Source organism: uncultured Caulobacter sp., assembly GCF_937900395.1.
In the GTDB taxonomy this organism is placed as follows: Bacteria; Pseudomonadota; Alphaproteobacteria; order Caulobacterales; family Caulobacteraceae; genus Caulobacter.
This window is the reverse complement of sequence record NZ_CALCDX010000178.1, coordinates 18,655-31,285: the sequence shown is the minus strand read 5'-3', so window position 1 is coordinate 31,285 and position 12,631 is coordinate 18,655. Positions and strand designations below refer to the sequence as shown.

At 67.1% G+C, this 12,631-nt stretch carries 11 protein-coding genes; 8 read left to right on the top strand and 3 right to left on the bottom strand.

Annotation, left to right across the window (positions count from 1 at the left end):
* The coding region (gene hspQ, locus Q0379_RS15605; protein ID WP_299010730.1) for a heat shock protein HspQ at positions 1 to 235 on the bottom strand (235 nt) is incomplete at its 3' end.
* A gap of 163 nt (positions 236 to 398) precedes the next feature.
* Here hspQ and Q0379_RS15600 point away from each other — a divergent pair.
* The 8 genes from Q0379_RS15600 (at position 399) to guaA (ending at position 8,472) form a co-directional block, all read left to right on the top strand.
* The gene (locus Q0379_RS15600; RefSeq protein WP_299010724.1) at positions 399 to 1,505 is read left to right on the top strand and encodes a Ppx/GppA phosphatase family protein; all 1,107 of its coding nucleotides are present in this window, start codon (positions 399 to 401) and stop codon (positions 1,503 to 1,505) included.
* Entirely contained in the window at positions 1,502 to 2,209 is a 708-nt protein-coding gene (locus tag Q0379_RS15595) for an RlmE family RNA methyltransferase (protein ID WP_299010723.1), read from the top strand. The genes Q0379_RS15600 and Q0379_RS15595 overlap by 4 nt, the downstream gene beginning before the upstream one ends.
* A complete protein-coding gene (locus Q0379_RS15590) occupies positions 2,206 to 3,252 on the top strand; it encodes a potassium channel protein (protein WP_299010720.1) in 1,047 nt (348 codons plus the stop codon). Before Q0379_RS15595 ends, Q0379_RS15590 begins: the two co-directional genes overlap by 4 nt.
* Before the next feature lie 139 nt (positions 3,253 to 3,391).
* Positions 3,392 to 3,598: a hypothetical protein gene (locus Q0379_RS15585; protein WP_299010716.1), complete on the top strand. Its 207-nt coding sequence runs from the start codon at positions 3,392 to 3,394 to the stop codon at positions 3,596 to 3,598.
* 138 nt (positions 3,599 to 3,736) lie between these two features.
* Positions 3,737 to 5,200, top strand: coding sequence for an IMP dehydrogenase (gene guaB / locus Q0379_RS15580; protein ID WP_066681047.1), 1,464 nt, complete (start codon positions 3,737 to 3,739; stop codon positions 5,198 to 5,200).
* Positions 5,201 to 5,209: 9 nt separating this feature from the next.
* On the top strand, positions 5,210 to 5,599 hold the full coding sequence (locus tag Q0379_RS15575; protein ID WP_366519329.1) for an MAPEG family protein: 390 nt from the start codon (positions 5,210 to 5,212) through the stop codon (positions 5,597 to 5,599).
* Entirely contained in the window at positions 5,599 to 6,879 is a 1,281-nt protein-coding gene (locus Q0379_RS15570) for an RsmB/NOP family class I SAM-dependent RNA methyltransferase (RefSeq protein ID WP_299010707.1), read from the top strand. The genes Q0379_RS15575 and Q0379_RS15570 overlap by 1 nt, the downstream gene beginning before the upstream one ends.
* A 30-nt stretch (positions 6,880 to 6,909) precedes the next feature.
* Entirely contained in the window at positions 6,910 to 8,472 is a 1,563-nt protein-coding gene (gene guaA / locus Q0379_RS15565) for a glutamine-hydrolyzing GMP synthase (RefSeq protein WP_299010704.1), read from the top strand.
* A 267-nt stretch (positions 8,473 to 8,739) separates the two neighbouring features.
* Here guaA and Q0379_RS15560 read toward each other — a convergent pair whose 3' ends face one another.
* Positions 8,740 to 9,786: a phosphatidylinositol-specific phospholipase C domain-containing protein gene (locus Q0379_RS15560; protein ID WP_299010701.1), complete on the bottom strand. Its 1,047-nt coding sequence runs from the start codon at positions 9,784 to 9,786 to the stop codon at positions 8,740 to 8,742.
* A gap of 98 nt (positions 9,787 to 9,884) precedes the next feature.
* Positions 9,885 to 12,530, bottom strand: a complete 2,646-nt coding sequence (locus Q0379_RS15555) for a TonB-dependent receptor (RefSeq protein WP_299010699.1) — start codon at positions 12,528 to 12,530, stop codon at positions 9,885 to 9,887.
* Between the last annotated feature and the right edge of the window lie 101 nt (positions 12,531 to 12,631).

Sequence of the window (12,631 nt, the reverse complement as noted above, 5' to 3'; positions counted from 1 at the left end):
CGTCGGGCAGCAGGTTCTGCTCGGAGACGTAGGCGACGTAGCTGTTGTCCTCGTTCTCGGCCAGCAGGTGGTAGAACGGCTGGTCCTTGGTGGGCCGGATCTCCTCGGGGATCGACTGCCACCACTCCTCCGTATTGGCGAACACCGGGTCGACGTCGAACACCACACCCCGGAACGGGAAGATGCGGTGACGGACGACTTGGCCGATCGCGAACTTGGCGAGTCTCGAATTCATGGTTTGGAGAATAGCATCTCTAGCTGACTGAAAGCTGAACGTAGAGACTTCCGAACCCGGAAGACAAGGCGGCGTCTTCCGGAGCGCGAGTCACGTGCTATGGTCGACTCGAAGTGAGGCGTCGCAACCGTTCGCGACGCTTGCGAGACAGGTGGTTTGAACCATGTCGGAGGCGCCGCGCGCGCCCGGCGCCCCACAAGGGCGGCGCCGGCGGTCGCCGGAGGAGTCGTCGTGTTACGCGGCGCTCGATCTCGGCACCAACAACTGCCGCCTCTTGGTGGCTACGCCCTCGCCGCGCGGCTTCCGTGTGGTTGAGGCCTATTCCCGCATTGTCAGGCTCGGCGAGGGGCTGTCCCAGAGCGGTCGGCTGTCCGAGGCGGCCATGGACCGCTCGCTGGCGGCCCTGAAGGTCTGCGCCGAGAAGATCCGCCGCCGCAAGGCTATCCGGGTGAAGGCCGTGGCGACCCAGGCCTGCAGGGGTGCGACCAATGGTCCCGACTTCGTGCGGCGCGTCCATGAAGAGACCGGTCTCAAGCTGCAGATCATCAGTCCCCGCGAGGAGGCTCAGCTTTCAGTCGCCGGCTGCATGAGCCTGTTTGACCGCGAGCAGGACGCGGCTCTGGTCGTCGATGTCGGCGGCGGCTCAACCGAGCTGTCGTGGGTGGACCTGAAGGGCGGGGGATTGGACGCCCGTCCTCGCCAGTTCGCCGCCTGGAAGCTGCCAATCAAGGCGTGGCTGTCGATCCCGGTAGGCGTGGTGACCCTCGCCGAGCGCTTCCCGGAAGGCGAGACGGACAATGAGACCTGGTTCCGGGCCATGGTCGATGATGTGAAGGCGCGGATCGAGGGCTTCCCGCACGCCGAGCCGATGCGGCGGATTTTCGCGGAGGGGCGGGCGCACCTGGTCGGCACCTCGGGCGCGATCACCAGCTTGGCGGGCCTGCACCTTGGCCTGCCGCGCTATGACCGAAACGTCGTCGACGGTCTGTGGATGCGGCGCGATGATTGCGATGCGGCGGCCGAACGATTGTTATCGCTGACGTCCGCCGAGCGGGCCCAGGAGCCGTGCATCGGCGCCGACCGCGCCGATCTGGTGCTGGCGGGGGCGGCGATCCTGCAGGCTGTTCAGGAGCTTTGGCCCTGTTCGCGCGTGCGCGTCGCCGATCGAGGGCTTAGAGAGGGGCTTCTGATGTCCCTGATGTCCGACCAGCAGAAGCGCCCGCGGCGGCGCCGTCGCGGTGGGGCGTCCAAGAAACCGGTGTCCGCATGAGCGAAGATCCTCCCCGCCGCCGCATGGTCAAGCCGCCTTCGGGCGGTTCCGAAGGCGGGCGCGGCAAGCCGGCGCGCCTGAAGACCGCTTACGGCCGCACGCCCAGCCAGCAGGCCTGGCTGGAGCGCCAGATCAACGACCCGTTCTCCGCCAAGGCCCGGGCGCTTGGCTATCGCAGCCGGGCGGCGTTCAAGATCAGCGAGATCGACGACAAGTTCCATTTCTTCCGCAAGGGCGCGAAGGTCATCGACCTGGGCTGCGCGCCGGGCGGCTGGCTGCAGATCGCCGTCGAGCGGGGCGTGACAAATCTGGCGGGCATCGACCTGCTGCCCGTCGATCCCGTGGCGCCGGCGCACATCCTGGAGATGGACTTCACCGCCGAGGGCGCGCCCGAGAAGCTGATGGAGCTGCTCGGCGGCGAGCCCGACCTCGTGATGTCGGACATGGCCCCCAATACCGTTGGCCATCGCGAGACCGACCACCTGCGGATCGTCGGCCTGATCGAGATCGCCGCCGAGTTCGCGGTGGACGTGCTCAAGCCCGGCGGCGCCTTCGTCGCCAAGGCCTTCCAGGGCGGCGAGACGGCCGACATCATCGGCAAGCTCAAACGTCACTTCACCAAGGTGCAGCATTTCAAGCCGAAGGCCAGCCGACAGGATAGTTCGGAGGTCTTCCTCGTCGCGACGGGGTTCAAGGGGCGGTGAGCGACCGGGGGGGCGTCATCGGAGGACTGGTCGCCAAGCCCTTCAGGAACCTGGGGCTGGCGGTCGCCTTCGTGCTGCTGGTCGCCGCGGGCGCGATGGTTGGCTACATGCACGCCGGCTGGTCGTTCGACGACGCGCTCTACATGGTCACCCTGACCATCTTCACGGTCGGCTACGGCGAGGTCCGACCGATCGACACCGACTACTTGCACGCCGTGACCATGGCCACGATGGTGTTCGGGTGCACGGGCGTCATCATCGTCACCGGTTCGCTGGTGCAGGCGCTGACCCAGTCTCAACTCGAACAGTTCTTTGGAAAGCGCGTGGAACGCGACATCGACCGCCTGGACGGCCACATCATCATCTGCGGCTTCGGCCGCATCGGGCTCATGCTGGCCGGCGAATTGGCGTCCGTCGGCGAGACCTTCGTCATCGTCGAGCGGGACGAAGCGCGTTGCCAGGAGGCGAGGGAGCTCGGCTATCTGTGTCGTCACGCCGACGCCACGGACGAGGACGTCCTGCGGACCCTGCATGTCGAGCGGGCCAAGGTGCTGGCCACCGTGCTGCCGGACGACGCCGCCAACGTCTTCATCACCCTGTCGGCGCGCAGTCTCAATTCGAAGCTCGAGATCATCGCCCGCGGCGAGCGCCCGACGACCGAACGCAAGCTGATGCAGGCCGGCGCCGACCGGGTGGTCATGCCGGCCCATATCGGCGCCGAGCGGATCGCCGAGATGATCCTCTATCCGCGCCTGGCGCATTTCCTGCGCGGCTCCGAGCCGAAGGGCGACGGCACCGACGAAGGCCTGGCCAAGCTGGGTCTCGACCTGCGGGTCATCACCGCGCCTTCGAACCTCGGCGCCCGGAAAGCTACCGTACGAGATTTGGAGCGGCGCAGCGGCGGCGTGCTGGTTGTGCGGATCGAGCGAGCCGATGGGACGGTGATCGAGAGCCCCGCTCACAACGAGATCATCAGGACTGGCGACGCCCTGGCAGTGGTTTCAAAGACGGGCAGCTTAGGCCTGGACGGTCTCGCGGACTGACGTTGGGGTTGTCGGCGCGAGCCATGTCAGCTTCAAGTCGCTGAACTTTATTGGAAACTTGTGTTTTTGATCTCTCGTCCCACGCGGTTCATCCGCGTGGGGTCTAGCGGACTCTGTCCGTGCTTGTGAGAGACCTGCCATGTCCAAGAGCCTCAGCCTCGCCTTCGCGCTTGCCATCGCCCTGTCCAGCGTCAGCGCCGCCAACGCCGCCGCGCCTTGCCGCGATGCCAAGGGCAAGTTCATCAAGTGTCCGCCGCCGGCCGCCGCCCCGGCCAAGCCTACCAAGTGCAAGGACGCCAAGGGCAAGTTCGCCAAGTGCGGGACGCCGGGCGCCAAGCCGGTCTAGACGGAAAGGGCGGCGCCGGCCGGCTTGGTCGTCGCCGCCGTTCATCGATCCAGAAAAATTCATCTCCATTTCGCGCCGACTCCGGGTCGACAACTGCCGACCTCGCGGCTATATCCGCGCCGCAAAATGGAGACTCCGATGGAGATTCGCGAAGGGCTCACCTTCGACGACGTTTTGCTCGAACCCGGCCCGTCCGACGTCATGCCCACCCAGGTGACGACCGAGACCCGGTTCACGCGTGAAATCAGTCTGAACATACCGCTCGTGTCCGCCGCCATGGACACGGTGACCGAAAGCCGCCTCGCCATCGCCATGGCGCAAGCCGGCGGCCTGGGCATTCTTCACCGCAACCTCACCAACGAGGAGCAGGCCGATCAGGTCCGCGAGGTGAAGCGCTACGAAAGCGGCATGGTCATCAATCCGCTGACCATCCACCCCGACACCACCCTCGCCGAGGTCCGCGAGATCAAGGCTCGCCGCAAGATCTCGGGCTTCCCGGTGGTCGAGCGCGGGTCTGGCAAGCTGGTCGGCATCCTGACCAACCGCGACATGCGCTTCGAGGGCGACGCCAACGTGCCCGCCTCGGCGCTGATGACCCGCGAGAACCTGATCACCGTCTCCGAGGGCGTCGACCAGCGCGAAGCCCGCGAGCTGCTGCGCAAGCACAAGATCGAACGCCTGATCGTCGTCGACGACGCCTACCGCGCCGTCGGCCTGATCACGGTGAAGGACATCGAGAAGGCTCAGGCGCACCCCCTAGCCGCCAAGGACGACAAGGGCCGCCTGCTGGTCGGGGCGGCCTCGACCGTCGGCGACGCTGGCTTCGAGCGCTCGATGGGCCTGGTGGACGCCGGTGTTGACGTCGTCGTCATCGACACCGCCCACGGCCACTCCAGCCAAGTCGCGCAAGCGGTCTCGCGCCTGAAGCGCGAAGCCAACCGCGTCCAGATCGTGGCCGGCAACATCGCCACCTACGACGCCGCCCGCGCCCTGATCGACGCCGGCGCCGACGCGGTGAAGGTCGGTATCGGCCCGGGCTCGATCTGCACGACCCGCATCGTCGCGGGCGTGGGTGTGCCTCAGCTGACCGCGATCATGGAAGCCGTTCGCGCGGGTCGCGAGAGCAATACTCCGATCATCGCCGACGGCGGCATCAAGTACTCGGGCGACCTGGCCAAGGCCATCGCCGCCGGGGCCTCGACCGCCATGATGGGCTCGATGTTCGCCGGCACCGAAGAGGCGCCCGGCGAGGTGTTCCTGTACCAGGGCCGCTCGTACAAGAGCTATCGCGGTATGGGTTCGGTGGGCGCCATGGCCCGCGGCTCGGCCGACCGCTACTTCCAGAAGGAAGTGACCGACAGCTTCAAGCTGGTGCCGGAAGGTATCGAGGGGCAGACCCCGTTCAAGGGCCCGATCTCGCCGGTGCTGCACCAGTTGGTCGGCGGCCTGCGGGCGGCCATGGGCTATGTTGGCGCGCCGACCATCCCCGAGCTGCAGAAGCGCGCCAAATTCGTCCGGATCACCGGCGCGGGCCTGCGTGAAAGCCACGTCCACGACGTGATGATCACGCGCGAGGCGCCGAACTATCCGAGCGCGGTCTAGCCGATGAGGATGGCGTTCGAACTTCAGATGCTGGGCGTGGCGGTCCTGATCGGCCTCGTCCACCTGCTGGCGGCGGCCCTGGCGGGCGTGTCGCAGCGGGGTCTGAAGTGGAGCGCCGGTCCGCGCGACGAGCCTGTTCCGGTCAGCGGCCTCGCCGCGCGGCTGGAGCGGGCCTTCGCCAACTACCGCGAGAGCTTCCCGTTCTTCGCCGCGGCCGTGCTGGTCGCCTATCTGGGCGGCCGGTTCGGCACCCTGACCCTGATTGGCTCCGGCCTCTATGTCGGCGGTCGCCTCGCCTTCCTGCCGCTCTACGCGCTGGGCGTGCCGTGGGTGCGCAGCATCGCCTGGGCGGTCTCCTTTACGGGGATCTTCCTGACCCTCCTGGCCCTGGTCGTCTGATGCGGGACGGAGGACGGGTTTCAGCGGCGATCGAGGTTCTGACCGAGATCGAGGCGCGGCATTTTCCGGTGAAGATGGCGTTGAAGCGCTGGGGCGAAGCCGCGCGTTACGCCGGCTCCAAGGATCGCGCCTTCGTTTCGGGCCTGGTGCTCGACGCCCTGCGTCGCAAGCGCTCGCTAGGCTGGATGATGGACGACGCGAGCGCACGCGGCGTCGTGCTGGGCGTGCTGGCCTTCACCTGGGCTTGGACGCCCGAACGCATCGCCGAGGCGGCGGCTGAGGAGCACGGCTTTGGTCCGCTCACGGACGTCGAGCGGGAGCGTCTTTCCAACCCCGTTTCGCTCGACGGCGCTCCGGCCCCGGTGGTCGGCGACTATCCTGATTGGCTAGAAGAGCGGCTGATCCGCACCTTGGGCGCCGATCAGGCCATGGAGATGCGGGCGCTGTCCGAACGTGCTCCGGTCGATCTGCGGGTCAATACCCTGAAGACCGACGTCGAGCGCGCCGCCAAGGCCTTAGCGCCGATCCACGCCGCGCCGGCGGGCATACTGCCCAACGCCTTCCGAATTCCGGCGCCCGCCGCCGCTGATCGCACGCCGTCGGTCGAGGCCGTGCCGGCTTTCTCCAAGGGCTGGTTCGAGGTCCAGGACCTGGGCTCGCAGATCGCCGCCGCCGTGGCCGGCGAGGTCAAGGGCAAGCAGGTGCTCGACTTCTGCGCGGGCGGCGGCGGCAAGACGCTGGCGCTCGCTGCGGCCATGGGCAATAGCGGCCAGATCTTCGCCCATGACGCCGACGCCCGCCGCCTGGCGGACACCATTCGTCGGGGGCAGAGGGCAGGGGTCCGCAACCTGCAGATCCGCTCGCCGATCGAGGCGACGCCGCTGAAGGGCCTGGAAGGCAAGATCGACGTCGTCTTCGTCGACGCGCCCTGCACTGGCGCCGGCACCTGGCGTCGCCACCCGGACGCCAAGTGGCGGCTGTCGCCCGACCAGCTGGCCAAGCGCCAGATCGAGCAGGACAGCGTGCTGGAGGACGCCGCGACCTTCGTGAAGGCCGGCGGCCGGATGGTCTACGTCACCTGCTCGCTGCTGACCGACGAGAACGAGGACCGCGTCGCCGGCTTCCTGGAGCGCCATCCCGAATTCACCGTCAAGCCGATCGCCCTGCCGGGCGTCGAGCGGTACGTGACCCCCGAAGGCTATCTGCGCTTGAGCCCTTACCGCGCCGGAACGGACGGCTTCTTCGCCGCCGTGCTGGAACGATCCACCTATACGCCCTGACCTGAACGCCAGACCGCTGGAGACCCGCCGATGACCACTGAACCCAACCACCAGCGCGTCCTGATCGTCGACTTCGGCAGCCAGGTGACCCAACTGATCGCCCGCCGCGTGCGCGAGGCCGGCGTCTATTGCGAAATCCATCCGTTCGATAAGGCCGAGGCCATCATCGACGAATACAAGCCCAGCGCCATCATCCTGTCGGGCGGCCCGGCCAGCGTGCTGGAGGCCGACAGCCCCCGCATCGGCCGCAAGCTCTTTGATCTCGGCCTGCCGATGCTGGCGATCTGCTACGGCCAGCAGCTGCTGTGCGACGTGCTGGGCGGCAAGGTCGAGGGCGGCCACGCCGGCGAGTTCGGCCGCGCCGAGCTGACCGTCGGTAAGGTCAGCCCGATGTTCCAGGGCCTGGCTGGCGTCGGCGAGCTTGAAACCGTCTGGATGAGCCACGGCGACCGCGTCACCGCCATCCCCGACGGCTTCGAGGTCATCGCCACCTCGACCGGCGCGCCGTTCGCGGCCATCGCCAATGACGAGAAGAAGATCTACGCCCTGCAGTTCCACCCCGAGGTGTACCACACCGTCAACGGGGCCAAGATGTACCGGAACTTCCTGTTTAACATCGCCGGCCTGAAGGGCGACTGGACCATGGCCGCCTTCCGCCAGGAGATGGTCCAGAAGATCCGCGACCAGGTCGGCGACGGCAAGGTCATCTGCGGCCTGTCGGGCGGCGTCGACAGCTCGGTGGCCGCCGTTCTGATCCACGAAGCGATCGGCGACCAGCTGACCTGCGTGTTCGTCGACACCGGCCTGCTGCGCAAAAACGAGGCCGAGCAGGTCGTCACCCTGTTCCGCGATCACTACAACATCCCGCTGGTCCACGTGGACGCGGGCGAGCTGTTCCTCGGCGAGCTGGCCGGCGTCAGCGATCCGGAGACCAAGCGCAAGACCATCGGCCGTCTGTTCATCGACGTCTTCGACCGCGAGGCCGCCAAGATCGACGGCGCGGAGTTCTTGGCGCAAGGGACCCTCTATCCGGACGTCGTCGAAAGCGTCTCGGCCCGCGGCGGCCCGTCAGCGGTGATTAAGAGCCACCACAACGTGGGCGGCCTGCCGGACTACATGAAGCTGAAGCTGGTCGAGCCGCTGCGCGAGCTCTTCAAGGACGAGGTCCGCGCCCTGGGCGTCGAGCTGGGCCTGGCCCCGGCCTTCGTCGGCCGTCACCCGTTCCCGGGCCCGGGCCTGGCCATCCGCATCCCGGGGGAGATCACGCCCGAGAAGGTCAAGGTCCTGCAGGAAGCCGACGCCATCTATCTGGAAGAAATCCGCAACGCCGGCCTCTACGACAAGATCTGGCAGGCCTTCGCCGTGTTGCTCCCCGTGAAGACGGTCGGCGTGATGGGCGACGCTCGCACCTACGAGAACGTCCTGGCTCTCCGCGCCGTGACCTCGACCGACGGCATGACCGCCGACTTCTTCGAGTTCCCTTGGCCGGTGCTTGGCAAGACCGCCACGCGGATCATCAACGAGGTCCGCGGCGTGAACCGCGTCGTCTACGACGTGACCAGCAAGCCGCCTGGCACGATCGAGTGGGAGTAGCGGTAATATGATGCCGCATTCGCCGGATCTGTGGCCGTCGTCTTCCACTCGGTTTGGCGCCTTCGGCGGATGCCGCGTGCGCCTACTCAGAGCCCTGTAATCTGTAGGGAACTCCGGTTACGGCGCTGTGTAAAGCCGCTGCCAAGCGGCGTAGTACTGTGGCGTGGAAGGGTAGGCAATCGGCGGGTTCGCCGGCGGCAAGGACTACTGGACGATCCCGGCGGCCGGACTTTGTCGAAGGCTATCCGCCCAGGCCTTCGGTGATCGTCAGCGAGCGGGCGGGGCAAGGTCCTCTCCTGGCGTGAACCACGACGGGCGCACCACGAACTTCAGGTCCAGCGGATCGGGCGCGCTTGGATAGTAGTCGGTGCTGATGATCTGTGCGCCCGACTGCTCGGCCGACTTCAGGCGGCCAAGGTCGTGGTTGCGGGCCTCGCTGGTGTCGGCGTCGCTGCGCGTGCGGACCAGGAAGCCTTGGGCGACCAGGGCCTTGATACGGGTTTCTTCCGGGCGCGGGTCCTGGATATTGAAGACCGCCGCCTCGGCCTGGTCCTCGGCATAGAGGCCGAACAGGACACGGCCCTTCAGTGACGGGTGACCGGTGCGATAGGCCTCCTCGATGCGGGGATTGGCGTCCAGCACCAGCAGCACCTTGCCGCGCGCGCTGGCGGCCGTCGGCCAATCGCCGCCGGTGACGCCTTCGCGCAGGGTGGCGCGCGTTCCGCGAACGTCGTCGGGCGTGATGATGCGATCCCGGCCGAACGCCTTGATCGCGTCGGCGTCCAGGCTGGCGAAGTCGGCCTCGGTCCACAGCGGCGGGTCCGGGATCGCCGAGGTGTTGAACGGCTCTTCCTTGGTGTTGACGAAGAGCACGATCGGCTGGTGATCGGGGTGGGCCTCGGACCAGGTCGCGACCTCGACGAAGCAGTCGGACAGACGCAGGCACAGGGTGCGGGCGTCGACGACCGGGGCGTGCAGCACCTTGGCGCCCGGCGTCTTCATGATCGCGAGCTTGGCGGGGTCCTTGGCGTAGGGAGCGGCATAGAGACCGCCGCCGGTGTCGGCGTAGGGATCGAATTCCAGCTGACGGACACCGAGGTCCAGCTGAACGGTGATCGGCGGATGACCGTATTCGACGCCGCGCGAGCGCTCGCCCATCACTTGGCGCTGGTGCGCGAGGGCGGCGGGATCGAGTTCTGGACGGTAGCTGTTGTGCGAGCCCAGCCAGTGCAGGCTGTTGATCTTCGGCGCTTCGGCCGCCTGGGTTGCGAAGGCGACAACCGACAGGGCGGCGGCGAGAAACAGCGGGCGCATGGCGACCTCATGGGAAGGAAAAGGCGCGGACCGGCCGGCGTATGACCGGTCCGCGCGAGGTGACGACCTCTAAGAGCAGAGGGCGTTCAGGGGAGGGATCAGAACTTGCCGCGGAGCGTCAGCGAGACCGTGCGGCCCCAGTGATAGATCTCCATCGGCTGGTCCTTGGTCTTGCCGTAGGTGAAGCGGACCTCGTCAGTCAGGTTCGAACCTTCCAGGGTCACCGCGTATTGCGGGGTGATCTGGTAGGAGAGCGATCCGTCCAGCGAGCCGTAGGGGGCGATATAGGACTGGGCGGTGGTGGTGCTGCCGATCGACTGCAGATACCGCGAGCGCCAGAACCAGCCGAGGCGGGCGCTGATCGGGCCCTTCTCGTAGTAGCCGACCAGATTGTAGCTCTGCTTGGACAGGCCCACGAGGTCGTCCTTGATCTGGCGGTTGCCGGCGAAATAGTTCGCCTTGCTGTCCACCAAGGTCACCGAGGCCTGCACGCCGAAGCCGTCGAAGGGGGCGGGCAGGAACGACAGCGACTGGTTGTAGGCGGCTTCGAAGCCGCGCACCTCGGCGTCGCCGCCGTTGACGCTGGCCGACAGCAGCACGTCGCCGCGGCCGGGCACCTGGATCGTGGTGTTCTGGGCGGTGATGTAGTTGTCCATCGTCTTGATGAACACCGCGGCGGTCACGGCCGTGGTCGGGGCCGGGTACCACTCCAGCGAGGCGTCGTACTGGTCGGCCAGGAACGGATCCAGGTCCGGGTTGCCGCCTGAGGCCGTCGGCGAGTCGCGGCTGACGCTGATGCGCGGGGCGCTGTCGGTGACGTTGGGACGGTTGACGACGCGCGAGGCTGACAGGCGGCCGACCAGGTCGTCACGCAGGTCGAGCTTGACGTTCAGGCTGGGCAGCCAGTTCTTGTATTCCTTCAGATAGCCCACGGGCACCGGCGTCGAGCCGCTGGTCAGCGTGCCGCTGGCCAGTTGCTTGGTCTCGGCGTAGCGGACGCCCAGATTGCCGCTGACCGGCACGCCGGCCAGGTCGAACTTGAAGTCCCCGCGCACATAGGCGCTGTGGATCTTCTGGTCGACGATGAACGAGTTGCGCAGGTCGGCCGCCGACCACGGTTGAGCCGCCACGGCCGAGGTGTACATCTTTTTGTAGTAGGCGTCGCTGGTCGGGGTGACCCAGGTGCGCGGCGTGTTGCCGGCGAAGTCCTTGAGGAAGCCCTTATAGGGCATGGTCTCGTAGAAGCTGGCGCCCAGGGTCGTCAGCGGCGTGTTCAGGATGTCGTTCAACACCCAGTCGCGACGCAGATAGGTGCGGTTCATGTTGTGCTGTTCGGCGCCGAACGCGATCTTGGTGAACCAGCCCGAGAAGACGCGCGAGCCGTCCAGGCGGAACGTCTCGTCGCTGTCGCGCGAGTCCTTCCAGGTGTAGTCGAAGGCTTGGCCGACGAAGTTGGCCGGGTTGGTGTAGTCGACGGTGGTGGTAAGCTGCGGGATCGACGTCGACCCGCGCGAGAAGTCGAAGCTCAGCGGCGCGAAGAACGCGATGCGATCGCGGGTCGTGGCCTTGCCGTCCGGATGATAGCTGCGGGCGCGCGAATAGCCGTACTCGGCGTTGAACGCCCAGGCGCCCGGCGTCCAGGCCTGCTTGATCCCGAAGATCGTCAGGTCGTGGCGGTTCAGGCTGGTCTCGCGCGAAGCCATCCAGCGCACGTTGTTGATCGTGCCGGCCACGACAGTGTCGCCGACGACCTTCTGGCTGCCCGCCACGAACTGCGGCGTCGCGAAGGTGGCGTCGTCCGGATAGATGTCGAGGCCGAACTCGTCGTAGTCGACGTCCAGCCGGGTCACCAGCAGGTCGACGTCCGTCTGGAAGTCGCTGTTGGGCTTCCATTGGCCCGACACCGCGCCTGAATAGAGCTTGCGATGCTCGGTCTCGACCGTCGGGCGGGTGCGGGTTGGGGTGTAGAGGCCCGAGCCCAGCACGGATTTGAACTTATCCAGGTTCCAGCCGACCATGTACAGGCGGTCGTTGCGCACATGGCGCTCGTCGTAGAGACCCGAGGCCAGCAGACCCAGGGTCTTGTTCTCGTTGGTCCAGCTGTAGAGGCCCGAGGCCGACGGGTCGGCCTTCTTGCGCACGTCGTTGTAGGTTTCGCGCACCGAGAAGGCGGCCTTCTTGCCCAGGTCGAACGGCTTGAAGGTCTTGATGTTGATATTGCCGCCCAGAGCGCCTTCATCCATGTCGGCGGTCGGCGTCTTCACCACCTCGATCTGTGAGATCAGCTCTGCGGGCAGCACCTCGAAGCGGAACTGACGGCCCTTGGCGCCGCCGTTCTCGATCAGGTCGTTGACGGCGATCGAGCGGCCGTTCAGCTCCGTGTACTGGAACTGGGGACCCAGGCCCCGGACGCTGACATAGAGGCCGGCGCCGCGCTGGCGGTCGATGGTGACGCCGGTGACCAGCTGCAGCGCCTCGGCGGCGTTACGGGTGGGGAATTTGCCAATGTCCTCGGCGTTGACGGCGTCCAGGCCGTAGTCGGCCGAGCGCTTCAGGGCGGCGGCGGCCTGCAGGCTCTTGCCGTACGAGGTGATGACGACGGCGTCGACGGCGTCAGCCGGTTCGGCGGCTGGCGCGGTCGCGGCGGTGTCGGCGGCCTGGGCCTGGCCAGCGCCGAGGGCGGCGAAGGCGAGAACGGCGACGGCGCCCGCGCAGGGCGCGAACAGGAACTTCGAGTTGGACATGGTATCCCCCGGTCTTTGCTGGGCCCGCGGGGAGGCGCGGGTCAGGGCAGAAGAACGGAAGTGCCGACACCGGCCCTCAGTCCGACGTCGGTGAAATATTT